General features: G+C 66.4%; 20 protein-coding genes. 14 read left to right on the forward strand and 6 right to left on the reverse strand.

All coding sequences use genetic code 11. From position 1 onward, the window contains the following. Positions 1-236 precede the first annotated feature (236 nt). The 3 genes from eccD to eccCa are packed head-to-tail and all read left to right on the forward strand — an operon-like array spanning position 237 to position 7,198. Complete coding sequence (gene eccD, locus ACIBI6_RS21140) at positions 237-1,712, forward strand: type VII secretion integral membrane protein EccD (protein WP_396957438.1); 1,476 nt, start codon at positions 237-239, stop codon at positions 1,710-1,712. Further along, on the forward strand, positions 1,709-3,133 hold the full coding sequence (mycP, locus tag ACIBI6_RS21145; protein ID WP_396957439.1) for a type VII secretion-associated serine protease mycosin: 1,425 nt from the start codon (positions 1,709-1,711) through the stop codon (positions 3,131-3,133). Before eccD ends, mycP begins: the two co-directional genes overlap by 4 nt. Before the next feature lie 15 nt (positions 3,134-3,148). Continuing rightward, positions 3,149-7,198, forward strand: a complete 4,050-nt coding sequence (eccCa, locus tag ACIBI6_RS21150; RefSeq protein ID WP_396957440.1) for a type VII secretion protein EccCa — start codon at positions 3,149-3,151, stop codon at positions 7,196-7,198. On the opposite strand, the gene ACIBI6_RS21155 is transcribed toward eccCa, so the two are convergent. Together ACIBI6_RS21155 and ACIBI6_RS21160 are read right to left on the reverse strand one after the other, a co-directional pair. After that, positions 7,180-7,785, reverse strand: a complete 606-nt coding sequence (locus ACIBI6_RS21155; RefSeq protein WP_396957441.1) for a GNAT family N-acetyltransferase — start codon at positions 7,783-7,785, stop codon at positions 7,180-7,182. The two genes, eccCa and ACIBI6_RS21155, sit on opposite strands and share 19 nt — an antisense overlap. Positions 7,786-7,815: 30 nt before the next feature. Next, positions 7,816-8,625, reverse strand: a complete 810-nt coding sequence (locus ACIBI6_RS21160; protein ID WP_364346169.1) for a GntR family transcriptional regulator — start codon at positions 8,623-8,625, stop codon at positions 7,816-7,818. Positions 8,626-8,799: 174 nt separating this feature from the next. Between ACIBI6_RS21160 and ACIBI6_RS21165 the strand changes: the two genes are divergently transcribed. Then, positions 8,800-9,300: a DUF4254 domain-containing protein gene (locus ACIBI6_RS21165; RefSeq protein WP_364346171.1), complete on the forward strand. Its 501-nt coding sequence runs from the start codon at positions 8,800-8,802 to the stop codon at positions 9,298-9,300. A gap of 142 nt (positions 9,301-9,442) precedes the next feature. Here ACIBI6_RS21165 and ACIBI6_RS21170 read toward each other — a convergent pair whose 3' ends face one another. Next, positions 9,443-9,889 carry a DUF4254 domain-containing protein gene (locus ACIBI6_RS21170; protein WP_364346173.1) on the reverse strand — a complete coding sequence of 149 codons (447 nt, stop codon included), beginning with the start codon at positions 9,887-9,889 and terminating at the stop codon, positions 9,443-9,445. Positions 9,890-9,933: 44 nt separating this feature from the next. Next, entirely contained in the window at positions 9,934-10,365 is a 432-nt protein-coding gene (locus ACIBI6_RS21175; RefSeq protein ID WP_396957442.1) for a VOC family protein, read from the reverse strand. A 100-nt stretch (positions 10,366-10,465) separates the two neighbouring features. On the opposite strand from ACIBI6_RS21175, the gene ACIBI6_RS21180 reads away from it, so the two are divergent. Further along, positions 10,466-11,440 carry a helix-turn-helix domain-containing protein gene (locus tag ACIBI6_RS21180; RefSeq protein ID WP_364346177.1) on the forward strand — a complete coding sequence of 325 codons (975 nt, stop codon included), beginning with the start codon at positions 10,466-10,468 and terminating at the stop codon, positions 11,438-11,440. A gap of 369 nt (positions 11,441-11,809) precedes the next feature. Here ACIBI6_RS21180 and ACIBI6_RS21185 read toward each other — a convergent pair whose 3' ends face one another. Continuing rightward, positions 11,810-16,804 (reverse strand): AAA family ATPase, encoded by a 4,995-nt coding sequence (locus ACIBI6_RS21185; protein WP_396957443.1) that lies wholly within the window; start codon positions 16,802-16,804, stop codon positions 11,810-11,812. A gap of 905 nt (positions 16,805-17,709) precedes the next feature. On the opposite strand from ACIBI6_RS21185, the gene infA reads away from it, so the two are divergent. The 8 genes from infA (at position 17,710) to truA (ending at position 22,832) form a co-directional block, all read left to right on the forward strand. Continuing rightward, the gene (gene infA, locus ACIBI6_RS21190) at positions 17,710-17,931 is read left to right on the forward strand and encodes a translation initiation factor IF-1 (RefSeq protein WP_003418601.1); all 222 of its coding nucleotides are present in this window, start codon (positions 17,710-17,712) and stop codon (positions 17,929-17,931) included. Between the two features lie 149 nt (positions 17,932-18,080). Then, a complete protein-coding gene (rpmJ, locus tag ACIBI6_RS21195; RefSeq protein WP_040686659.1) occupies positions 18,081-18,194 on the forward strand; it encodes a 50S ribosomal protein L36 in 114 nt (37 codons plus the stop codon). A 220-nt stretch (positions 18,195-18,414) separates the two neighbouring features. Further along, positions 18,415-18,786 carry a 30S ribosomal protein S13 gene (rpsM, locus tag ACIBI6_RS21200; protein ID WP_040686660.1) on the forward strand — a complete coding sequence of 124 codons (372 nt, stop codon included), beginning with the start codon at positions 18,415-18,417 and terminating at the stop codon, positions 18,784-18,786. 11 nt (positions 18,787-18,797) lie between these two features. Continuing rightward, the gene (rpsK, locus tag ACIBI6_RS21205; protein ID WP_014349147.1) at positions 18,798-19,211 is read left to right on the forward strand and encodes a 30S ribosomal protein S11; all 414 of its coding nucleotides are present in this window, start codon (positions 18,798-18,800) and stop codon (positions 19,209-19,211) included. 20 nt (positions 19,212-19,231) lie between these two features. Beyond that, positions 19,232-19,837, forward strand: a complete 606-nt coding sequence (rpsD, locus tag ACIBI6_RS21210) for a 30S ribosomal protein S4 (RefSeq protein ID WP_327095488.1) — start codon at positions 19,232-19,234, stop codon at positions 19,835-19,837. A 107-nt stretch (positions 19,838-19,944) separates the two neighbouring features. After that, the gene (locus ACIBI6_RS21215; RefSeq protein WP_040686662.1) at positions 19,945-21,003 is read left to right on the forward strand and encodes a DNA-directed RNA polymerase subunit alpha; all 1,059 of its coding nucleotides are present in this window, start codon (positions 19,945-19,947) and stop codon (positions 21,001-21,003) included. A gap of 126 nt (positions 21,004-21,129) precedes the next feature. Further along, a complete protein-coding gene (gene rplQ, locus ACIBI6_RS21220) occupies positions 21,130-21,657 on the forward strand; it encodes a 50S ribosomal protein L17 (RefSeq protein WP_364346184.1) in 528 nt (175 codons plus the stop codon). A 308-nt stretch (positions 21,658-21,965) separates the two neighbouring features. Then, positions 21,966-22,832 (forward strand): tRNA pseudouridine(38-40) synthase TruA, encoded by an 867-nt coding sequence (gene truA, locus ACIBI6_RS21225; protein WP_396957613.1) that lies wholly within the window; start codon positions 21,966-21,968, stop codon positions 22,830-22,832. 137 nt (positions 22,833-22,969) lie between these two features. Here truA and ACIBI6_RS21230 read toward each other — a convergent pair whose 3' ends face one another. Next, complete coding sequence (locus ACIBI6_RS21230) at positions 22,970-23,416, reverse strand: Hsp20/alpha crystallin family protein (protein ID WP_364346186.1); 447 nt, start codon at positions 23,414-23,416, stop codon at positions 22,970-22,972. A gap of 187 nt (positions 23,417-23,603) precedes the next feature. Here ACIBI6_RS21230 and ACIBI6_RS21235 point away from each other — a divergent pair, with 187 nt between their 5' ends. Next, a complete protein-coding gene (locus ACIBI6_RS21235; RefSeq protein WP_396957444.1) occupies positions 23,604-24,428 on the forward strand; it encodes an LLM class F420-dependent oxidoreductase in 825 nt (274 codons plus the stop codon). The last annotated feature ends 204 nt before the right edge of the window (positions 24,429-24,632 follow it).

The following is a 24,632-nucleotide window of genomic DNA, read 5'->3' on the forward strand; positions in this document are numbered from 1 at the left end:
TTTTTTGCTGCGCGATTGTCCGCGTACGTCTTCCGACCAGCTTAGCGATCGCGTCGGCTCGGCTCGTCCGTTACATTATGTTTTGCTACCGATAGGTTGCAAAGTGTGCGACAACCACATGCGACGGGGGGAACGTTCGTGCGAGAGTGGATCCGAGTCGTAGAGTTGGTTCGACAGGTAGGAAACCGGGCGCAAGTGTTTGGATCGTTCCGTAAAGAGCTGGGGCCGGTGCACAATTGACCGAACCATTGAGCAGCGGCACCCGCGCCGCCGAACCCGAACTGTGCCGAGTGTCCGTCATAGGCGGAAATACCCAGCTCGATGTCGGACTTCCGGCGACCGTGCCGATCGCCACATTTATCGGTGATCTCGTCGCCCTGATCGAATCGCGCAATCCCGATGTGGTGGAAAGCGACGATGGCGGCGCCCCGCTGCACACCGAACACTGGACACTGGCTCGGTTGGGCCGTGACGCCATCGCACCGAGCCGCAGTCTCACCGACGCCGAGGTCTTCGACGGCGAACTGCTGGTGCTGCGTTCGGTCACCGCGAAGGAATCGCCCGCACTCTTCGACGATGTCATCGATGCGGTATCCCGGCTCACCAGTGTCGATTTCCATGGCTGGTCGCCCGCTGCGGCGCGCTGGACCGCTCTGGTCGCCGCCGTGTCGGCGGTGCTGCTCGCATTGCTGCTGCTGGCTGCGGGACGTTCGCACGGAGTTGGTCTCGCCGCGCCGTTCCTCGCGACCAGCGTCGCCATCATCACCGCCGTCGCCGCGGCCATCGCGGCGCGTAAGTACGCGGACCAATTGACGGCCACCTGGCTGTCACTGTGTGCGCTGCTGTTGTTCTTCGGCGGCGCAGCACTGTTCGTGCCGGGCGATCTCGGCAGTCCGCATCTGCTGCTCGGCTGTTCGGTCACGCTGGTGGCCGCGGCTGTGATCTATCGCGCCACCGCGACCGGTGCCGCGCTCGCCGCCGCTATCGTGACCGTCGCGCTGTTCGGCGGAATCGCCGCATTGGTTCGGATGATCTGGGATTTCGATCTGCCCAAGATCTCCGCCGCAATTCTGGTGGTGGCCATCACGCTGATCTCCGCGGTGCCGCGGCTGGCGGCAGTGGCTGCGCGGCTGCCGATCCCGCCGGTACCCACTGCGGGCGGCGCGATCGATCCGGCCGATCACGAGCCGCGCCCCACCATCGAGGGCATCGGCGCGATCGGCGCGACGGCACTGCCCTCGGCCGCCGGACTCGGTGAACGCGCCAGGGCCGCAAACCAGTACCAGACCGGCATGCTCGTCGCCTGCGCCATTGCCGCGGCGGTCGGTGCGCTGGGTGCCGCGGATCCGTTGGGATCCGCACCCTGGCAAGGGATTACGCTTGCCGTGATCGCAGCGGTGATCGTCAGTTTGCGCGGCCGTTCCTTCGCCGATCTTGTGCAGGCCGGTGCGCTGATCGCGGGTGGCTGCGTCATAGTCGTCGGCCTGGTTACCGGACTGGCCCTGGGCGATTCGGATCTGCTGCTGCTCGCGGGTGTGCTGCTGCTTGCCTTCGCCGCGGGGGTTGTGGTTTTCGGCGTGATCGGTCCGCACCTCGAGGTGACGCCGGTGACCCGCCGGGCCATGGAAATCACCGAATATCTGCTGATCGTCGCGGTGATCCCGCTGGTGCTGTGGATCATGGGAGTGTATTCGATGGCCAGGAACCTATGATTGCTCGGGCGAGCCAGCCCGGCGGGCGGCGCAGGACCGCAATCGTCTGCGCCGCAGTGGTTCTCGGCGGGTCGGTGCTCGGTTGGGCCGCTCCGGCCGGTGCGGTCCCACCGCCGACCGTCGACCCGGGTGCACTCGGGCCCGCGCAGGCGCTCAGTGGTCGGCCCGCGCCATTGGAGCCGACCGAACAGAAGGTGGTCTGCGCCGAACTGTCGCTCATCGGTGGCCCGCCCGTGGAACCGCCGCTGCCGCAGCGTGTGCTCGACCTGCCCGCGGCTTGGCAATTCAGTCGCGGTGCGGGACAGAAGGTTGCGGTCATCGATACCGGCGTGAATCGGCATCCGCGACTGTCCGCGCTGCAAGCCGGTGGTGACTACGTCTCGGACTCCGATGGCACCGTCGACTGCGACGGCCACGGCACCCTGGTCGCGGGCATTATCGCCGCGCGCCCCAGCCCGGATGATGCCTTCGTCGGTGTCGCGCCCGATGCCGAGATCCTCACCATCCGCCAATTGAGCACACATTATGAGCGCAAGGATCGCGCGGGCGACCAGCCGCCGGATGCCATGGTGCGCTCCGGTTACGGCAGTGTGCTCGCCCTCGCCGCCTCGGTGGTCCGCGCCGTCGATATGGGTGCCACGGTCATCAATATTTCCGAAGTCTCTTGCAGCGCAGTCGGAACCGATACAGCCGATGTCCCGCTCGGTGCCGCGGTGAAGTACGCCTACGACCACAATGTGGTGGTGGTCGCCGCGGCGGGCAATGTGGACAACGGCGGCGCATGCGAGAAACAGAACGAAGGTGCGGGCTGGGACAGCGTGCAGACCATCGCGAGTCCGGCCTGGTTTCAGCCCTACGTCCTGACCGTGGCCTCCATCGATCCGAACGGCTCACCCTCGGCGCTGTCGCTGCACGGGCCGTGGGTCGGCGCCGCCGCCATCGGGCGCAATATCGTCTCGCTCGACAATAAGCCGGGCGGCACCGGACTGGTCAATGGCGCGGTCACCCAGGAGGGCACCGGAACCATACAGGGCACGAGTTTCGCCGCACCCTATGTCGCCGGACTCGCCGCACTGGTCCGGTCCCGGTTCCCGGAACTCACTGCGGGACAGGTCATAGACCGAATCACCCGCACCGCCCAAGCGCCTGGCCAGGGTCGCGACGACCGTGTCGGCCACGGCCTGATCGATCCGCTGGCCGCGCTCACCGCCCAACTCCCGGACAAACCGGTGAGCGTCGGTGCCGACATTCCACGTGTCATGGCGGCCCCGGTACATCCGGCGCGACCCGATCCGCTGCCGCGCCGTGTCGCGATCATCGGCTCGGTCACCTGTCTGGTCGTGCTGGGACTCGTTGCGGCACTGTCGATTCCGTTCCGACGCGCTCGCGGTTCCGCCGACCTCGAGTCCGAAGTAACTTAAGCAGTAGAGGGACCCATGGCTACCGAAGGTTTCGTGCGCCGCCCCCGCATCGCCCCGCCGCGCGCGCCGGGCGGTGAGGTGGCGTTGAATTCGCCGCCGGAGATCCAGCGGGCCATGCCCGGACCACTGATCATGAAGTTGATGCCGGTGATCATGGTGGTCGCCGTCGTCGGCATGATCGCGATGATGGTGATGATGGGTCGCAACCTGCTCGCCAACCCGTTCATGATGATGTTCCCGATGATGATGATCATGTCGATGGGCGGCATGATGCTCGGCATGCGGGGCAACGGCCCCAAGGGGGCTGGCGAACTCAACGAGGAGCGCAAGGACTACTTCCGCTATCTGGACCAGATGCGCAAGGACGTCCGCCGCACCGGCAACAAGCAGCTGGAATCGCTGATCTGGAGTCATCCGGAACCGATCGATCTGCCGTCGGTGGTCGGCACCCGCCGGATGTGGGAGCGTAGGCCCAACGATCCGGACTTCGGACATGTGCGGGTCGGGGTGGGCAGCCATCGGTTGGCGACCAAGTTGGCACGTCCGGAAACCGGCCCGCTGGAAGATCTGGAGCCGGTCTCCACCGTGGCATTGCGTCGTTTCGTACGAACCCATTCGGTGGTGCACCAGCTGCCGACCGCGGTATCGCTGCGGGCCTTCCCGGCCATCAATATCGGCGGCGACACTGAGGAAGCCAGAATGCTGGCGCGCGCGATGCTGATGGAGCTCACCGCATTTCACGGTCCCGACCATGTCGCGGTCGCCATAGTCTGCGCTGATCCGGACGGATCCGACTGGGAATGGGCGAAATGGCTGCCGCACCTGCAACATCCGACCGTCCGCGACGGCATGGGCTCGGCCAGAATGGTGTACGGCTCGCTGGCCGAACTCGAAACCGCACTGGCCTCCGAACTGCTCGAGCGCGGCCGCTTCATGCGCAATCCGCAACCGACACAGGGCCGTTTGCATCTGGTGGTCATTATCGATGACGGCTACGTCAACGGCACCGAGCGCCTGGTCAGCGAATCCGGTCTGGACTCGGTCACCGTGCTCGATCTGACTGCACCCGAAAACGGCCTTGCTGCGCGGCGCGGCCTGCAATTGGTGGTCGGTGACGGTGCGGTAAGCGCGAAAAGCGCTGCGGGGATAGAGAAATTCGCCGCCGCCGATGAGGTGAGCACGGCCGAATCCGCATCCTTCGCCCGCAGCCTGGCCCGGTTCCGTATCGCGACGGCCGCACAGATCGTCAGTCTCGGCGACGACACCCGGACCGATCCGGGACTTATGGCGCTGCTGAAGATTCCGGATGCCGCGCAGATCGAACCATCGAAAGTCTGGCGTCCGCGCACGGCTCGTGAGCGGCTGCGGGTGCCGATCGGCGTCACCCCGGACGGCACCCCGGTCGAAATCGATATCAAGGAATCCGCCGAGAGCGGTATGGGACCGCACGGATTGTGTATCGGCGCAACAGGTTCGGGTAAGTCCGAATTCCTTCGCACGCTGGTGCTTTCCATGGTTACGACGCACTCGCCAGATGCCCTGAACCTGGTGCTCGTCGACTTCAAGGGCGGCGCGACCTTCCTCGGCCTCGACTCGCTGCCACATGTCGCCGCGGTCATCACCAACCTCGAGGAAGAACTCTCGATGGTGGACCGCATGAAGGATGCGCTGGCCGGTGAGATGAACCGCCGCCAGGAATTGCTCCGCGCCGCAGGCAATTTCGCCAATGTCACCGACTACGAGAAGGCGCGCGCGGCGGGCGTCGCGCTCGACCCACTGCCCGCACTATTCGTCATCGTCGACGAGTTTTCCGAATTGCTCTCGCAGAAGCCGGATTTCGCGGATCTGTTCGTGATGATCGGCCGCCTCGGTCGCTCACTGCACGTCCATCTGCTGCTGGCCTCGCAGCGACTCGAGGAGAACAAGCTGCGCGGCCTGGATTCGCATCTGTCGTACCGGATCGGTCTGCGCACCTTCTCCGCCAACGAGTCCCGCGCCGTACTCGGCATTACCGACGCCTACCACCTGCCCGGCATTCCGGGCTCGGGTTATCTCAAGAGCGATGCCGACGATCCGTTGCGATTCAACGCAACCTATGTGTCCGGGCCGTATGTCTCACCGAGCGGCAGCCGACAGGTGGATGGCCGGGTGGTCGGCGGTCAGTCGCCGACGGTGTTCACCGCCGGACCGGTCGAGGCGGCGCAGCGACCGGGGCCGGTGCGGATGGAGCTGCCCGACCTGCCGCCGCCACCGGGTGCCCAGCCGGAAGGGGAGTCGCTGGGCGGCGTGCCGGAGACGCTGCTCGAGGTCGTCGTGAAACGCCTTACCGGACACGGCCGCCCGGCACACGAGGTCTGGTTGCCGCCGCTGGACGAATCGCCGACGGTGGATATGTTGCTGCCCGATCCGGATTGGCGTTCCCCGGTAAACCGGCACGGCCAGCTGTGGATGCCGATCGGCATCATCGACAAACCCTACGAACAGCGCCGTGATGTGCTGACCATCCAATTGGCCGGTGCCCAAGGCAATGTCGCGGTCGTCGGCGGTCCGCAGTCGGGCAAGTCGACCACCATCCGCACGATCATCATGGCCGCCGCGGCGACCCACAGCCCCGAACAGGTCCAGTTCTACTGCCTCGATTTCGGTGGCGGCAGCCTCGCCGGTCTGTCCGGTCTGCCGCATGTAGGTTCGGTCGCGGGCCGCCTGGACGGCGATCGGGTGCGCCGTACCGTCGCCGAGTTGACCACGCTGATGCGCCAGCGCGAGGAGCGCTTCGCCGAACTCGGCATTGAATCCATGGTGGATTTCCGGCGCCGCAAGTACTCCCAGATGGAGGCCCGGCTGATCAACGGGACCGAGGCCGATCCCAATGATCCGCTCGCCGCGGACCAGTTCGGCGATGTTTTCCTGGTCATCGACGGCTGGGCGGCCATGCGCGAGGAGTTCGACACCATCGAACCGCAGATCACCGCCATTGCGGCACAGGGTCTTTCGTACGGCATCCACCTGATCATCGGCGCCGCGCGCTGGGGTGAGATCCGGCCCAATGTGAAAGATCAGATCGGTACCCGGGTCGAGCTGCGCCTCGGCGACCCGACCGATTCCGAAATGGGCAGGCGCACAGCGGCTCTGGTGCCGGTCGGTCGCCCCGGTCGTGGTCTCACACCCGATGAACTGCATATGCTCATCGCACTGCCCCGACTTGATTCCGATTCCGATCCGCAGACGCTGGCGGAGGGCGCCGCCCAGGCCAGAGATCAAATGCAGCAGCTCTATCCGGGCCGCCGCGCCCCCGAGGTGCGGATGCTGCCATTGCAGATCAGTCGCGACGAGGTCGTGGCGATCGCGCGCAAGCACGCGGTCGAACTCGGCCCGACCAAGGTCCTCGTCGGGCTCGGCGAGAACGAATTGGACCCGTTCGTCTTGGACTTCGGTCAAGAGCCGCATTTCATGGCCTTCGCCGACGTCGAATGCGGCAAGACGACGCTGCTGCGCAATATCGCCATGGGCATTACCGAGAACGCGACACCGGAACAGGCCAAGATCATCCTGATCGACTACCGCCGCAGCCTGCTCGGCGTGGTCGACGAGGCCCATCTCGGCGGCTATTCCACCTCATCGCAGACCTGCGGACCGATGGTCAACGAACTCGCCCGCTACATGTCCAAGCGTATCCCGGGCTCCGATATCACCCCGCAGCAGTTGCGCGAGCGCAGCTGGTGGACCGGACCCGAAATCTACCTGCTGATCGACGATTACGACATGATCACGGCGGGCATCAATCCACTGCTGCCACTGCTGGAATACCTGCCGCAGGCTCGCGATATCGGTCTGCACGTGGTTGTCACCCGCCGCACCGGCGGCGTCTCGCGCGCCCTCTACGACAACGTGCTCGGCGGTATGAAGAACCTCTCCGTCGACGCGCTGATCATGAGTGGCCCCAAGGATGAGGGCAAGCTGATCGGTGATGTCCGTCCGATGAAGCTGCCGCCCGGGCGCGGCATCCTGGTGTCGCGCAACCGCGGTCAGGAGATGGTGCAGATCGCCTATCTGCCGCCGCTGTGAGCCTCGGGCGCCGACTCTGGCGTCGGCTGCGGCACATTGGTCACCGTCGACGTCATCGGCTCGAAGGTCCAGCTGTCGGAACGGCGTTGGAACAGCGCACGGGACGGTCCCGAGGCGGCCGGGCCCGCGATCCTGGCCAGATGGAAGCCTTCCTTGTGGTAATAGGCATGCAGATCGGTATTGGTTGTCCAGGCGTCCAGTCGGACCCAATGGCGTTGTCGTTGGCGCGCAAGCGATGCGGCGTGGGCCAATAGGCGATGGCCGACGCGCTGGCCGGCGAAGCGGAGATCGACGATCATGAAATGTGCGATCACCGCGTCGGTCAGTTCCCAAGGCGACCACAACCCCGGGTCCGACCGGTCGTTGACGGTGATCGTCCCGGCCGGCTCCCCGGCCACCTCGGCGATCCAGGTTTCGCCCGCGTCCAGCGATTCGCCGACGGCCCGCGCGAAGATCTCGATCGGTAGGCCGCGGGCCGCGACGGTCCACTGATCGGAGCCGCGCGCCGTGAGCCAGGCCGTGCGCTGGATCCGAAGCCGGCAGATGGTGCCGAGATCACTCAGGGTTGCCCGGCGGATGCTATTCATGACTGCACCGTATTCATGGCGGAACGTTTTTCATGGCAATGAGATACCCGGCCCGTAGGAAATGCCGAGCGTATGTCGGATGACGTTGCTGCCCGCGTCGTCGCCGAGTTCGTAGGCCAGCCGGTTGCGGGTGGCGATCGACCGATGCCGGGTGGCCCTGGTGATGCGCTCGTGGTTGGCGCCGATGCGTAGATGGTCCAGCAGTATGGTGCCGGTCGCCACACCGAGCACGATCGCCTCCTCGGCACTGGCCGGGCGGGCGACGAGCGTGTCGCGGTGCGCGGTCTCGGCGTGGCCGCGGTCGGCCAGCCGGCGTGTCGTGCCCTCGGGAATATCGTGCGGCGAGTCGATGCCGGTCGCCTCCGCCAAATCCCGTGGATAGAAACTGACCTCCCACGACCATGGTTCGTTGTCCAGGAACTGGACGACCGTCCTGGCCAGCACCCAGGAATTCTCCGACACGCCCAGCCAATGCGCCACCTGCGGATCCGCCGGTTCCATCTTCGCGCTGAACTCCTTGGTCGGCTCGCGATGTGCGGCGCGCGCGATCTCTTCGAAAATATCGTGGGCGGATTGCGGACGATCCGGACGAATATGGTCGGTGACAACCGATTCCAGAACTTCTTGGTTTCGTACGATGGTGCCGCGGGAAGTAGCTGTGTAGACCAGATTTTCGGCAACCAGCACGTGAATGGCGTTGCGCGCGGTAGTGATCGAAACCTGCATTTGATCGGCCAGCTCGGTATGGCTGGGCAACCGATCGCCCGGATTCCACTTGCCTGCGCGGATCTCCTCGCGGAGGAGGTCTGCGATCCGGAGATACGTCGGACCGTCCGCCATCTTGCTCCTCGGTCAGTCATGCAGGTAACGAAGTGTACTCTTCGTGACTCCCTACGGCCCGGTAACGCTTGACAGGTGCCTTCAGAGGTTTATTGTAATGAACGTCCTGATCCAGGTGTTGTGCGGCGATGACGGCGAGGCAACGTGGCAGGTTCGGATTCATCAACGGTTGTGATGGCTCTTCCAGGCACACCGAAGTGTGTCGATTCGACGGTGCAGTCCCTGACCCATGGACTACTTCCCACGTCGGATCTACTTGTACGGGCGTGTCGCGGTCACCGAGTTGTCGGTGGTCCGCTGCTCTGGTTCGCCCGTGACCTAGCGATTCTGCACGAAAGACGGCTCGTCGGTCGTGGCGGATCGGTATCCACCGATCCAGCGACGATCCTCGAAATCGAGCGTCGCAGAATCGAATTGGTCATGGCGATCGACGATTGGGTGGCGCGCAGTGTGCCGCAGCATCGGCTCGGCGCGACACTACACACCGAAACCGTCGGTTCGGTTATCGACCGGATCGCGGAGTCCTCGGTCCGCGCGCACCACGCGTTGATGACGCTGGACGCGCACGACGAACAACTACACGGCGCATGGCATCATCTGGCCGAATTGGCCGATGCCTACGACGATTTGGTGCGCGATATCCTCGCGGGCCGACGCCGACTCCCGGAGTGGTGACGACCCGGGTGACGAGAGGCCGTGGCTTCCCTACCGGCTAGCCACGGCCCCTTGCCGTTTCGCGAGTCGCCGAGCGCAGTCCAATGGCGGCGCCCATCGGATAGCGGGCCGCCATTCGACTACCGTCGGCGTGCGGATCAGGCTACCGGCGTCTGGTGTTGGGGGACAGGCACCAGCGGCCGTGCTCGGCTTCGCGGACCAGATCGCTGTATGCATTGGACAATTCGGCTAGTCGCGTCCATGTCACGTGCATACGTTCGCCGGTCAGATCGTCGGTCATCAGCAGGTGGAAGGCGTGGTCGGCGGTGGCCGCGATGCGATCGATGATGTCACCGAGTGCGGCGTCGCGATGGTCGTCGGTGCGCAGCGTCAGGTGCTCGGTTGCCCAGGTATTGATATTGGCAACCAATTCCACTCGGAGGCAGTCGATTACGGCCGCACGCTGGGGATGCTCGCGTCTTATGCGGTGCAACCGGACCAGATCGCGCGACCATCGGCAGACATGGCCGCGGACCTGTTTTCCGCTCAGCGCGCACAGTAGTTCGCTGGTGCTCGGCAGTGCCGAGCCGGCATTCGTCCGCACCAGCATCGGAGGCCGACGGAACGTCGGGTTACTACAGTGCGCTGGCGCGTTCACAGCGGTGCAGTGAGCTCGAGGTGGATACCGTCGGGATCGCTGAAGGACAGGATCGCGATGCCGAGTCCGTCCAGCGGCGTGACCTCGCCGTGTTCGATTCCGGCCTCGGTCAGCCGGGCGGCGGTGCGGGCCAGATCGTCGACCGAGGGCACGGTGAAGCTGAGATGGTCCAGACCGACGCGTTCGGAATCGAATTTATCGGTTGGTTCGGCCACCGGGCGTAGTCCGAACAGCATTCCGTTCGTTTGGAATACGACGCCGCCGTAGAATTGGGCCGGATCGGTGCGCACCTGCGGATCCTCGGGTCGACCCGGTGATTCGACCGCGATCTCGAAACCGAGCACGTCGCGGTAGAACGCCTTGGAGCGGTCGATATCGGTCACGGTCAGGCGGATGTGGTGGATACCGGTGGTTTCGACGAGCGTCATTTGAACTCCGCGGGGCAGGCCGGATAGGTAGTACGAACCCTAAGCCGCTTATTCCGCAGTTCCGAGTGTCGGAAACGACATATTCAGTACTGTTTGCGACATGGATGTTGCGGTCTTCGTGCAGGACGGCGTCGCCGACCTCGGCCTCACCGCGGTACTGGAGACCTTCGCGACCGCCAATGGACTGCGCGAGGAACTGGAGACGGCACCCGAACCATGGCGGGTGCACATCGTCGCCGATGGTGAACAAGTGCGTACGGCGCACGGTTTCCGCGCGCAAACGACGCCGATGACCGAACTGCCGGACGATGTCGGTCTGATCGTCGTCCCCGCAACGCGCGTCCTGGATGCGGATGGGCTGATCGGCGTGGTCGCCGCACCCGCGAATCGGCCGGTGCTGCAACTGATGACGCGGGCCTATGAATCCGGCGCGCACCTCGCCGCGGCCTGCACCGGTACTTTCTACCTCGCCGAGGCCGGCGTGCTGGACGGCGTGGTTGCGACGACGAGCTGGTGGCTCGGCCCGGCCTTTCGACGCCGGTACCCGCGCATCGACCTGGACGAGAGCCGAATCCTGTGCCGGGCGGATCGGCTCACCACCGCCGCGGCCTCGCTATCGCATATCGACCTCGCGCTGGCGCTGATCGCCGCGCAGAGTCCGACCCTGGCCGAGTTGACTGCCCGGTATTTGGTGGTCGGCGATCGCCGCACGCAGATCGATTCCGCGATACCGGAGGTGATCGCCCGCAACGACTCCCTGGTCGCCGCATTCGAGCGCTGGGTGCGCGACCATATCGCCCAGCAGTTCCGCATCGCCGACGCGGCGCATCTGCTCGGCGTCACCGAACGCACCCTGCAGCGCGCCACCCAAGCCGAAATCGGGATGTCACCACGGGATTTCGTGCACGAGGTCCGGCTGGAACGCGCCACCCAACTGCTGCGCACCACGACCCTGACCATCGACGCGATAGCGGACAAGGTCGGCTACATGAACGGGGGCACACTGCGCGGACTGTTCCGCCGTCGTCGCGGTCGGTCCATCGCGGAGGTACGCGCGTCCCGATTATCCTGGTGAGAGGCGTGATCACGGCGTCGGTGACCACGACGGAGCGAGTCTTACCAGGGAGAAGTTCGCGGCCCGTCTCGCGTTCGCGCGAAGGCGCGGCCATCGAACTCAGCCGAGTGGCCGAAGCGCATCGCCGCAGGTGCGAGTCTCGGCTGTGCCGCTAGGACTGCTTGCGGGTCGAAAGGGGGCCGCTGGGACTGCTTGCGGTCGCTCGAAAGGGGGGCAGCTAGGACTGCTTGCGGTCGCTCGAAAGGGGGGGCAGCTAGGACTGCTTGCGGTCACTCGAAAAGAGCCGCTAGCGAACGCTTGCGGTCGCTCGACCGGGTCGGACGCGAGACACCAGGGGCCGGGAATACGCCGCGCGGCGGGCGCGGCGTATCAGACGCTATAGCGGCGGTGGTCGATTCCGAATTCGTCGGCGACGGTCGCGGCGAGTTCGACGTAGGCGCGCTTGGTGGTTTTGTGCAGGCGGTGCAGATCGATCTCGGCGCCCTCGGACAGGTGTGAGTCGTACGGAATGATGTGCACCGCGCGGCAGCGCGACAGGAAGTATTCGCGCAGTTGCTGGATGCCGACATTCGGGGAACCCTCACGCGGCAGGTTGATCACCACGACCGCATTGCGAACCAGATGGTCGTGGCCGTGCAGGGACAACCAGTCGAGCGTCGCCGCCGCACTGCGCGCGCCATCGATCGCGGCCGAAGAGATCAGCACAAGCGAATGCGCGAGGTCGAGTACGCCGCCCATGGCCGAATGCATCAGTCCGGTACCGCAGTCGGTCAGGATGATGTTGTAGAACCGCTGCAGGATGCGCGCGACCGCGCGGTACTCCTCGTCGTTGAACGCCTCCGACGCCGCCGGATCCCGTTCGCTGGCAAGTACTTCCAATCGGCTGGTGCCCTGCGAGGTATGCCTGCGCACATCCGAATAGCGCTGGATCGCGGGATCGAGCAGGAGATCACGCACCGTCGAGCGGGTCTGCAACGGCACCCGCTGCGACAGCGTGCCGAAGTCCGGATTGGCATCGACCGCGATCACCCGGTCACCACGAATGGAGGCGAAGATCGACCCGAGACCCATTGTCGTGGTCGTCTTTCCGACGCCACCCTTGAGCGAGAGCACCGCGATCCGATAATCACCACGCACCGGCTGCCGGATCCGCGCCACCAACTCCTGCAGCCGCAGCTCCTCCGCGGACAACCCGGGGTTGATCGCACCACCGGAAACATGGTGCACGGCCTTGCGCCACCCACTGCTCGGCGACTTCTTCGCCCGCCGCAACGGCACGTCATCCAGCGAAGGCTGCGGCCCATGCGGATGCTGCGGCTGATACTGCCCACCCTGCTGATACCCGGGCGGCATCCCCTGCCCATACCCCGGCCCTTGCGGCCCAGCTGGCGGTTGGCGGTACCCCTGCGGATCCCCAACGGGCGCTTGCTGTCCCATCGGCCCCGGCCCATGCTGCCATTGGTCAGCAGGCTCACCCGTCGGCGACTGCGGCCCCGATGCCCGCGCCGCCGGATTCTGCCACTGCTCACCCTCGGGTGCGCGCCTGATCTGCGGCTGCCCATACCCAGGCGCACCTTGCCGCGCTGCGTAATCGCCGTCAGGCGCTTGGCCAGTGTGCCCGGGGCCGCCGTGCCACGGTGCCTCGCCGCCGGGGGGCTGACCTGTCGGTCCGCGTTCGCCGTGCTGCGATGCTTGGTCGCTGCCGGGTGCTTGGCCCGTACGCGCAGGTCCGCCTTGCCATGGTGCGTGGTCGCCGTCAGGCGCTTGGCCGGTGTGCCCGGGGCCGCCTTGCCACGCCGCCTGATCGCTAGATGCTTGTCCCATGGGTCCGGCGGCGCCGTGCCATGATGCCTCGCCGCCGGGGGGCTGACCTGTCGGTCCGAGTTCGCCGTGCTGCGGTGCCTGGTCGCCGCCGGGTGCTTGGCCCGTAGGCGCGGGTCCGGCTTGCCATGGTGCGTGATCGTCGCCGGGGGCTTGCCCTACGGGGCCGCTCTGCCATGGTGGGCCAGCCTGATCACCGACCGGCGCCTGCCCGATGGGCGGTTGCGTGTACGCGGGCCCGCTCTGCCACTGCGCGGCTTGATTACTGCCAGCGGCTTGCCCCGCAGGGCCGAGGCCGCTCGGCGGGGGGTCTTGGTTGCCGGCGGGTGTACGTCCGATGGGGCCGCTCTGGGACTGTGCCTGGTCGCCGCCGGGAGCCTGCCCCGTGGGCACCGGACCGCCCTGCCGCAGTGCCTGGTCGCCAGATGCGTTCCCCGCTGCTCCATGTCCGCCCTGCAATGGCGCATGGTCGCTGCCGGGGACTTGCCCCGTGGGCGCCGGTCCGCCTTGCCAAGGTGCGCGATCGCCGTCGGGTGCCTGCCCGATAGACGGTTGCGCGTACCCGGGTCCGTTCTGCCACGGCCCCGCCGGGTCGCTGCTGGGCGTTTGCGCCGTGGGGCTGGGTGCGTTCTGCCATGGCGCTTGGTCGCTGCCGGGTGCTCGGCCCGAGGGTCCGGCTCCGCTCTGCCGAGGTGGGCCTGCCTGATCGCCGACCGGTGCCTGGCCGGTGGGCGGTTGCGCATACCCAGGACCGTTGTGCCACTGACCATTCGGCTGGTCGGCACCCGGTGCTTGCGGTCCCGCTGGGGGCTGCGCGTACCCAGGCGCATCGCGGTCGCTGATCCGCCCTTCGGCTACGTCGGGGTGTTCCGATCCGGCCGCGTTTCCGTGGTTGTGCGGCCCATGCGGTGCCGACCGCTCACTGGTCGGAACTTGCTGATCGCCAGCGGTGTCGGTCGCCCCTGCGGGATCACCGCTGAACTCACTTGCCGCGGCGGCCGCGTCGATTTCCGATGGCACCCGGTGTCGTCCACCGATGGGCGTCGGTGCGTCCGTCGTTCCGGGCACGGGGTGCGCGGTCCAGGCAGGCGCGGCCAAGCCACGTTCCCGTTGCGCCGCAGCGGATCCCGACTGCGCGGCGGTCCCGATCGGCAGCTGGGATTCGGCTACCGTTCCCGGCGGTCCCGAGCCTGGACGTCCGAGCTCCTCGTCCGATGCCTGCGGTGTCGCCGCCGGTCCTTGGAGCTCAGAACCGGCGGGATCGGAGCCGGTGACCCATTCGGGCGCCGCCGAGCCGCTATCACCTTGCGGCCGATCGGATTCCGACTCTCCGGTGCCGGTAGCCCCTTGGAAATCAGCTCCGTGAGCTGACGGCGGCTGGCGGAACTCGCCGCCCGGTGCCTGCGGTGTCGATGCCGGTCGGTGCAAGTCGCCGCCCGGAGCTTGTGCTGCGGCCGCGGGGGCGTCGAACTCGCCACCGGGTGCGTGTGGTGCCGATGGGGGTCGTTGGAAGTCGTTGCCGGGTGCCTGTAGTGCGGACGCGGGGCGATGGAACTGGCCCGGCGTCTTTGGCGCTGCCCCCGAGCTGGGTGCCCGTGCGGAGGCTGGATCGTCGTTGGCCGTTCGCGGCGCCTGACCGTATTGGCCGTAGTCGTGCGGTGCATTGCCACTCGCGGACGATGTTGTGCCCGAAGGTGATCCGCTCGCGGTGGGGTGGCCGGTGTTGGTAACCCGTGGGGAGCTGCCCGGTCGCCTCGTCGGATCGACCGTGGCGGAATCGAATATCGGTGTCGCACCCTGGGATTCCGCGCGATCGCCCGTGTCTTCGACGGAACCGACTGCGTCGTTCGCGGCCTGCTCGGCACCCGGCGCTCGCGCCGAGTCGTCCTGGTCCGTACGGCTTGCTGCCCCTGGTTCATCCGTCGCTGCCCCGGCTGCCGAGCCGGAACCACCTGCGACGCCGGCGTCGGAAGGTACGCTGGAATCCACAGCCGACGGCGCATCGAATTCCGCTGGTGGCGGCGGCAATTCAGGCCGCTGGCCGGTACGGGCGGCCGCCTGTGCATCAGCGGTCTGATCCGCAGTCGACTGCTGCGGCGTAAGCCAGGGCGGCGGACCATCGTCACCTTGTGCGCCCGGCTGAACAGTCTCGTCCATCTGCCGCGCCGAGCCTTGGCCGCCGTCCGAGCCAAGGTGCGACTCGTCGAGTCCCAGGCCTGAGCTGTCGGTACGAGAGCCCGGCCGCGACTCGTCGAGTCGCGAAGGTGGACTGTCGATTCCGCGCGGATCGTGCGGCCGTGGTTCGTCGTGCCGGGTCGGCGGTCCGTCGACACCATGAGCGCCCGGTGGGCGCGGTTCATCGAGTCGCGAAGGTGGGTCATCGGTCCCGCGTGAGTGCGGTGGGGTGAGCTGCGCGGACGGGTCGTCGATTCCGCGCGCGTGCGGTTCGTCGAGCCGGTCGGTGCCATGCGAGGTCGATGCGTGTGGTGCGCCGACCGGCGGGGGCGGCGTGAGTTGGCCATTGTCCGAGCGGTTTTCGGGCGTCGACGGATGGCCGGATTGCGCGGGTGCCGAGTCTGCGGGTGTGTGTGGGCCTATACCGGCGGGTTCGGGGGTCGGTCGGCCCTGTTCGGGGCGTGGCGTATCGAGCCATGGCGTCGAAGCGTCGAAGTCGCCGGTCGGCGGCATGCCCGGGTGCTCGCTCGTCGGCGGCTTCGGTGCGTGAGGCGAATACGGTTGTGCCGCGGCCTGGTTCGGCGGGGGCGTCAGCTCGGGGCGCGACGTCTGGTAGCGCACCGTTTCCTCGACGGACGCGGGCGGCTCTGTGGCAGTCGGTTGCCCCGTACCTGGCTGCTGGAAACCGGGCGGCTGCTGGAAAGCAGGCGGTTGGCCTGCGCCCAACTGCTGGGCGGGAGACGTTCGGGTAGCGCCCGGCTGCTGGTAGTCGGCAGCGGGCTGTTGCGGGCCGGAAGGGGGTGGCGGCACCAGCGGTTGCGACGGTGGCGTCGGCGGCCTGCTGCCGAGCGGGTCGAAGGCGGCGGAGGGCTGGCGCGGGTTGCGGGTCGGCAGCGGATTGCTGCCTTGCCAGCCGTTTTCCGGATGCGGCGAACCCTGAGCTGGTCCAGCCGGGCGCGCGTGTGGGCCGGAGTCGTGCTGCGGTGGCCCCTGGCGCGGGTCCCCTTGCTCGGGGCCGCGTTGGGGCTCGGGTCCACGAAAGGCGTTCGGGCCCTGGAAGCCACCCGGTCCGCTGTGTAGTTCGAAACCGGGCCCGGACAATTCGCGCCCCGGTGAACCCGGGCGCGGGCTCTGCTCCTCGGGCTGCTCGTCCTTACCTTTGCGTCGGCCGAATCGGCGCTTGTCCCGGCGCGCGGCTTCGGGACGTTCGGTCTCCGGCGCGCGCTTGGAACGTCCACGCCGCGAAGGCGCTTCATCGATGAGGTCGTCGTGTGGCAGGTTCTGTACGGGCGCTTCGTAGCCGCCGGTGACATCGCTCTCGGATAGCCACGGGGGCAGCATGGGGAGGCCGTCGTTATTACGGCTCACATGTCCCCCTTGATCTGCTCGACCTTTATTTTTGGGCTGTGGTCAGTTTACGCGACGAGTCTGCCTCATCACGGTTGGGGAGTGGCCCGAACGGCCGGGTTTTCGAGCACTTCCCTCGCGGGATCTGTTGGGCCCCATGCACCACTCGATGAGATAGGCCGAAAATGGCCCGCGTTGGGTGTACGGGCTGACTGCGCGGTCGATTGCCGCGCGTCTGCTTCGCCACCGGCGTCCCGCCGCGGACCCGGCCTCCGACGGCCTCTTATATCCGGCAATGGCTTCATGCATCCCGGCAAGCAACGTCTTCCCGCAACGCTCCCCTCGCACCTGCCGGAGTGGCGAACCCCCTCGATCGCATCAGCGGCACCGGTGGTCGCCTCCGCGAGTGCGCCCGCCGCTTCCGGTGCGACCTATTCACGAAGTACTTGCCATCCTCCCGTTCGGCCGCGCTGGAATGGCGACGAAACTGGATGCCGTTGCCGTGCCCATGCCGAGTAAGCATGCCGAGGAAGATGGGGAACCGTGTCAGATGAGATGCCCGCGCCGGAGAAGCCGCTGGACTCGACTCCACGACAATCAGAGCATCACCGACTTCCGGTCTCGTCACCGACAGTGGCTGCTGTGCGAGGATCACGGCTCTGACGCAGCTGCGGGCAGCATGACTACGCTGGCAACTGCGGGTCGACGCACCGCCACACGCGCACCAGAGGCGAAACAGTAGGATCCCCCGCTCCGTGTGACCAGGGCGAATTGGCCTGCCAGCAATTAAACCGGTAAGCTTGGTCGGCGGTGCACCTACGCGCCGACTGTTTGCATGCCACTGATCGGTTCGACCGATGAGTTACATGGAATCAGATACAAGGCAATCAAACCAGGTTTGAGCGTAAACCGGGATCGCGGAGGACATGGCGAAGAAAGACGGGGCCATCGAGGTCGAGGGTCGAGTTGTCGAGCCGCTGCCCAATGCGATGTTCCGGATCGAGCTCGAGAACGGGCACAAGGTTCTCGCGCACATCAGCGGAAAGATGCGGCAGCACTACATTCGCATCCTTCCTGAGGACCGTGTGGTCGTCGAGCTTTCGCCCTACGACCTCTCACGCGGCCGCATCGTTTACCGCTACAAGTGAATCGAGTGGGCTTCGCCCCGGACCCCCATCAGGGCCTGGGCTTTGCCCATCGAGCACGGCGCCCAGTGCGGCGGCAAAGGCTTCCCCAGTCTCCCGGCTGGGGAAAAACTGTGTTCACACCCGTGTGAACCGAACAAGATTGGACGGACGTGAAGGTTCAGCCGAGCGTCAAGAAGATCTGCGAGAAGTGCAAGGTGATCCGCCGTCACGGTCGGGTCATGGTGATCTGCGAGAACCTGCGCCACAAGCAGCGCCAGGGCTGATTTTCGCGGCACCAGCCGGGCACCGATCACTGATCGGCTTGGCCAACTAAAGAAGAACTCCCAGCTCCAGCCGCACACTGCGGATATTCGGATCGCGCGGTTCCTCGGAATCGCAAGGTCGGAAGGTGTGCGAGCCAACCACCGGTACGGAGGCCGGTGCCCCACCAGACGAGGGGACGGACAGGGAGCAGACCTCCGCAACGATTAAGGAACCTGCCACATGGCACGTCTCATGGGCGTTGATCTCCCGCGCGAAAAGCGCATGGAGATCGCGCTGACCTACATCTACGGCATCGGCCGTACCCGCTCCAAGGAGATCCTCGAGGCAACGGGCGTCAGCCCCGACCTGCGCTCGAAGGATCTCAGCGACGAGCAGGTCACGCAGCTGCGTGACTACATCGAGGGCTCGGCCCTCAAGGTCGAGGGTGACCTGCGCCGCGAGGTGCAGGCCGACATTCGACGCAAGATCGAGATCGGCTGCTACCAGGGTCTGCGCCACCGTCGTGGCCTGCCCGTGCGTGGCCAGCGCACCAAGACCAACGCGCGCACCCGCAAGGGCCCGAAGCGCACCGTCGCAGGCAAGAAGAAGTAGGGGATATAAGGATGCCTCCGAAGAGTCGGGCCTCCGGCCCCAAGAAGACCCAGAAGTCGCGTCGCCGGGAAAAGAAGAACGTCCCGCACGGCCACGCGCACATCAAGAGCACGTTCAACAACACCATCGTGTCGATCACCGACCCGTCCGGCAACGTCATCTCGTGGGCGTCCTCGGGCCACGTCGGCTTCAAGGGTTCGCGCAAGTCGACCCCGTTCGCCGCGCAGCTCGCCGCCGAGAACGCTGCCCGCAAGGCGCAGGAGAACGGCGTCAAGAAGGTCGACGTGTTCGTCAAGGGCCCGGGTTCGGGCCGCGAGACCGCGATCCGTTCGCTGCAGGCCGCAGGCCTGGAAGTCGGCACGATCTCCGATGTCACCCCGCAGCCGCACAACGGCTGCCGTCCGCCCAAGCGGCGTCGCGTCTAGCGGGAAAGGAATAACGAAAAATGGCTCGTTACACAGGCCCTATCACCCGCAAGTCGCGTCGTCTGCGGGTCGACCTCGTCGGAGGCGACCAGGCGTTCGAGCGTCGTCCGTACCCGCCCGGCCAGCACGGCCGCGCGCGGATCAAGGAGAGCGAGTACCTGCTCCAGCTGCAGGAGAAGCAGAAGGCGCGCTTCTCCTACGGCGTCATGGAGAAGCAGTTCCGCCGGTACTACGAAGAGGCCAACCGCCTCAAGGGCAAGACCGGTGACAACCTGCTCCGTCTGCTCGAGTGCCGCTTGGACAACGTCGTGTACCGCGCCGGTCTGGCGCGCACCCGTCGGCAGGCTCGCCAGCTGGTCAGCCACGGTCACTTCCTGGTGAACAACCGGGCCGTGAACGTCCCCAGCTTCCAGGTGACCCAGTACGACATCATCGATGTCAAGGAGAAGTCGCTCGGCACGCTGCCGTTCCAGGTTGCGCGTGAGACCGTCGGCGACCGCCCGGTTCCGGGCTGGCTGCAGGTGATCCCGGGCCGGCTGCGGATCCTGGTGCACCAGGTGCCCGAGCGCGCTCAGATCGATGTGCCGCTGTCGGAACAGCTGATCGTCGAGTACTACTCGAAGTAACAGCTCACCGCTGCTGGTGCGTGGTCGTCGGCATTGCCCGCGACCACGCACAACCCCCAAGACGTGGGCGTCAAATAGTGGGCGCCCGTACAGGAGGATGATCCAAAATGCTGATTTCACAGCGTCCGACGCTGACCGAAGAGGTCGTCGCCGAGAACCGCTCGAAGTTCACCATCGAACCGCTCGAGCCGGGCTTCGGTTACACCCTCGGCAACTCGCTTCGGCGTACCCTGCTGTCCTCGATTCCGGGGGCCGCGGTCACCAGCATCCGCATCGACGGCGTCCTGCACGAGTTCACCACCGTTCCCGGCGTGAAGGAGGATGTCACCGACATCATCCTGAACCTCAAGGGTCTGGTCGTGTCCTCGGAGGAGGACGAGCCGGTCACGATGTACGTGCGCAAGCAGGGCCCGGGCACCGTCACCGCCGGTGACATCGTGCCGCCTGCCGGTGTTGTCGTGCACAACCCGGATATGCACATCGCCACCCTGAACGACAAGGGGAAGCTGGAGATCGAGCTCGTCGTCGAGCGCGGTCGCGGTTACGTCCCGGCGGTGCAGAACAAGGCGTCCGGCGCGGAAATCGGCCGGATCCCGGTGGATTCGATCTACTCGCCGGTGCTCAAGGTGACCTACAAGGTGGAGGCCACCCGTGTCGAGCAGCGCACCGACTTCGACCGTCTGATCCTGGACGTGGAGACCAAGAACTCCATCACGGCCCGGGACGCGCTCGCTTCGGCGGGCAAGACCCTGGTCGAGCTGTTCGGCCTGGCCCGTGAGCTCAATGTCGAAGCCGAAGGCATCGAGATCGGCCCTTCGCCGGCCGAGGCGGATCACATCGCCTCGTTCGGTCTGCCGATCGAGGACCTGGACCTCACCGTCCGGTCCTACAACTGCCTCAAGCGCGAGGGCGTGCACACGGTCGGCGAACTCGTTGCCCGCACCGAATCGGATCTGCTGGACATCCGCAACTTCGGCCAGAAGTCCATCGACGAGGTCAAGGTCAAGCTGCATGCGCTGGGCCTCTCGCTGAAGGACAGCCCGGCCTCGTTCGATCCTTCGTCCGTGGTGGGTTACGACGCGAGCACCGGAACGTGGAGCGATAGCGGCACGTTCAGTGACACCGATGGCGGCGAGCAGGACTACGCCGAGACCGAACAGCTCTAGGTCGTCGGGGTAGGCACCCCGGCCCGGCCTCGCACCCGCGGCGTGAGCGACGCGCCCGGAGGCGGTAGCGGAGCGTAAACACGCAGGGCGCCGGGAGCGCCGCAATAAGACACAGGAGAACAAACAATGCCCAAGCCCAAGAAGGGTGCCCGCTTCGGCGGGTCGGCGTCGCATCAGAAGGCGATCTTCGCCAATCTGGCCACGGCGCTCTTCGAGCACGGTCGTATCACGACCACCGAGTCCAAGGCCAAGGCGCTGCGCCCCTACGCCGAGAAGCTGGTCACCAAGGCGAAGGCCGGCACCCTGGCCGACCGGCGCGAGGTGCTCAAGGTCATCCGCAACAAGGATGTCGTCCACGAGCTCTTCGCCTCGATCGGTCCGTCGTTCGAGGGCCGCGAGGGTGGTTACACCCGCATCACCAAGACGCTGCCCCGCAAGGGTGACAACGCGCCGATGGCGGTTATCGAGCTGGTCCGGGAGAAGACCGTGACCAATGAGGCCGACCGCGCCCGTCGCGTTGCCGCGTCCAAGAAGGCCGAGGCGCCCGCCGCCGAGACCGTGGTCGAGGAGAAGGCCGAAGAGGCAGTCGCCGAGACCGTCGAGGCCGAGGCCCCCGCTGCCGACGAGGCCGCTGAGGACAAGAAGGACGCCTGACGCTCGCGTTGGAGTTCTCGAACGAGCCCGCCGCCCCTTGTGGGTCGGCGGGCTCATTCGTATCCGAGATCGCCGCGTTGGTATCGGGTTTCGCGTGGTGAGTGGTGCCGGCCGGAGGGTTGCCGGCGTTCGTATCGACTAGGAGATCGTCTGTGACCGAGCGCAGCGAGGGAACCGAAGGCACGACACCGCCGGTCGCCGCGGAGCCGAGCGTCGGCGAGGACGGAGCTGCGACCGAGGATTCGGTGGATTCGACCCGGCATTCGACGGCGTCGAACGAGCCTGCGCCGGTGGCTTCGACGGGAGTCGTGCGAACCGCCGAAGCCGATGCTCGGCCGGAGTCCGCTGTCGACTCGGTTCGAATTCGGCTCGATATCAGTTATGACGGCACCGATTTCATCGGTTGGGCGCGACAGCCCGGACTGCGCACGGTGCAGGGTGTGCTCGAAGAGTCGCTGAGCAAAGTGTTCCGCGAGCCGATCCAATTGACGGTCGCGGGGCGCACCGATGCCGGTGTGCACGCCGAGGGGCAGGTCGCGCACTTCGATACCCGCACCGAACCGGAGGCGGCCAAGCTCATCCATCGCATGGCACGGTTCCTGCCGAAAGACGTGCGGATCAAGGATATTCGCGTCGTCGCGCCCGAATTCGACGCCCGCTTCTCGGCGATCCGCCGCCACTATGCGTACCGGCTGACCACCGCGCCCTATGGGGCCGAGCCGCTGCGGGCCCGCAGCGTTGTCGCCTGTCGTCACGACGTCGATCTCGAGGCCATGCGCGTGGCCTCGCGAAAGCTGTTGGGCCTGCACAACTTTGCCGCATTCTGCCGCCGTCGTGATGGTGCGACCACCGTCCGCGAACTCCAGCGCTTCGACTGGGAGCGTGACGGTGACCTGCTGACCGCCTATGTGAGCGCGGATGCGTTCTGCTGGTCCATGGTTCGCAGCCTCGTCGGCGCGGTGCTCGCGGTCGGGGAGGGGCGTCGCACGCCCGACTGGGTCGCCGCATTACTGAACGAAACCGAGCGCTCCAGCTCGGTCACCGTGGCGCCCGCGCACGGCCTGAGTCTCATCGCCGTCGACTATCCGGACGTTGCCGACCTCGCCGCGCGCAATGCCGAAACCCGCGAAATGCGTACGGTCCCAACTGTTGATGAAGGCTGCTGTGGCAGCTGAGCTCGGCGCATCACATCTTGACATCGCACAGAAGGTCTAACCTGAGCGCGGCGACCACAACCTATGTGCCCCCGTGTGAAGGCGGGGCTCCCGCACCGCGATTCGGCGGGCGCGGTGCGGTGCGGGAGCATGACCAGCTATTTGCTGGACGAACCCGCCTCGATCGTCCGCGGCTGGTTGGAACCGGAGATTTCGATACGGCGCGGCTTGGCCCGTTCGGCGATCGGAATCGTCACTGAAAGCACGCCGTTGTTATAGGTCGCGCTGATCTTGTCGGCATCGACATTGTCGCCGAGGCTGAGCTGGCGCATATAGGTGCCGGCGAAGCGCTCGGACGCGATCCATTGGACGCCTTCGTCACTCGGCAGGCTGCGCTGCGCGCGCAGGGTGAGGGTGCCGTTGTCGACACTCACATCCACCGAGCCGGGGTCCACACCGGGCAGGTCGGCATTGAGTACGTAATGATCGCCTGCCTTGAACAGATCCATCGGCATGAATCGTGGTGCGCGCGATGTCCCCATGGATTCGCCGAGCAGCTGGCGGGCAACGGTGTCGATGTCATGGAATGGATCGAACCGAAGCACAGCAATCACCTCCATTTCACTAGCGGTGACGCCTGCCACGGCGGCGGGCGCCGGAAGCTGTGCACTATCCAAGTTAGCACTCGCGTTATGAGAGTGCTAACGGTCGGCTCGAAATTTGGCGACCGCCTCGGATCGGAGTGCGGCCCCGGACGGAATATGGACGGCGGCGGCCTCGTTCATTCCGGACATGGCTATCGGAGACCTCGGAAAGTTCGGCGTATGGCGCTACTACGGGGGGTTCACCCTGCAGGACGCGCAGGACTTGGAAGGACTCGGTTACGGCACGCTGTGGCTCGGCGGGTCCCCGCCCGCCGAATTGCCCGTGATCGAATCGCTGCTGGAGGCAACCGAGTCGATCACCGTCGCCACCAGCATCGTGAATATATGGACGGCACCCGCGAAGCAGGTCGCTGAGTCGTTCCACCGGATCGATGCGCGCTTTCCGGGCCGGTTCCTGCTCGGCTTGGGTGCGGGCCATCCCGAACACCAAGGCGAGTATCGCAAGCCCTACGACGCGCTGGTCGAATACTTCGACGAATTGGATGCCGCGGGCGTACCCGAGCAGCGTCGCGCTCTCGCCGCGCTCGGCCCGCGCGTGCTGGGGCTGGCGGCGGAACGGTCCGCGGGCGCGCTGCCCTACAACGTCACCCCCGAACACACCGCCCGCGCCCGCGCGCTGCTCGGCGAGGGTGTCCTACTGGCCACCGAACACAAGGTGGTCCTCGACGACGACCCGGTCCGGGCCCGCACCACTGCCCGCCCGCGCGTCGAGTTCTACCTCGACCTGCAGAACTACGTCGCCAACCTCCGTCGCCTCGGTTTCACCGACGACGACCTGGCCAAACCCGGTAGCGACCGCCTCATAGACGCCCTGGTAGCCCACGGCGACGCGGATTCGATCGTCGATCGCCTCTCGACCCACCTGACCGCGGGCGCCGACCACGTCGTACTCCAAGTCCTCGCCGACGAAGCCGCCACTCTGCGCACCCTCGCCCCGCTGCTCGCGAACTAGTCCTGCGCTGGCGATCGGCCCGCGTTACCGGCCGATCGCCGTAAGGGTCTGTTGAAGCGGGTCGAACAACTCGGGCGGACGCGACGCTTTCCTAGGGCGTCGTCGGTTCGGCACGGGATGAACATCGGTTCCCCCGATTCGTTCGGGAGATCGCAGCCCTGCGATCGCCGACCGACGGCAATCGTCCTAAGACTGCGTTAGAAA

This window comes from Nocardia sp. NPDC050412 (assembly GCF_044458825.1).
Lineage (GTDB): Bacteria > Actinomycetota > Actinomycetes > Mycobacteriales > Mycobacteriaceae > Nocardia.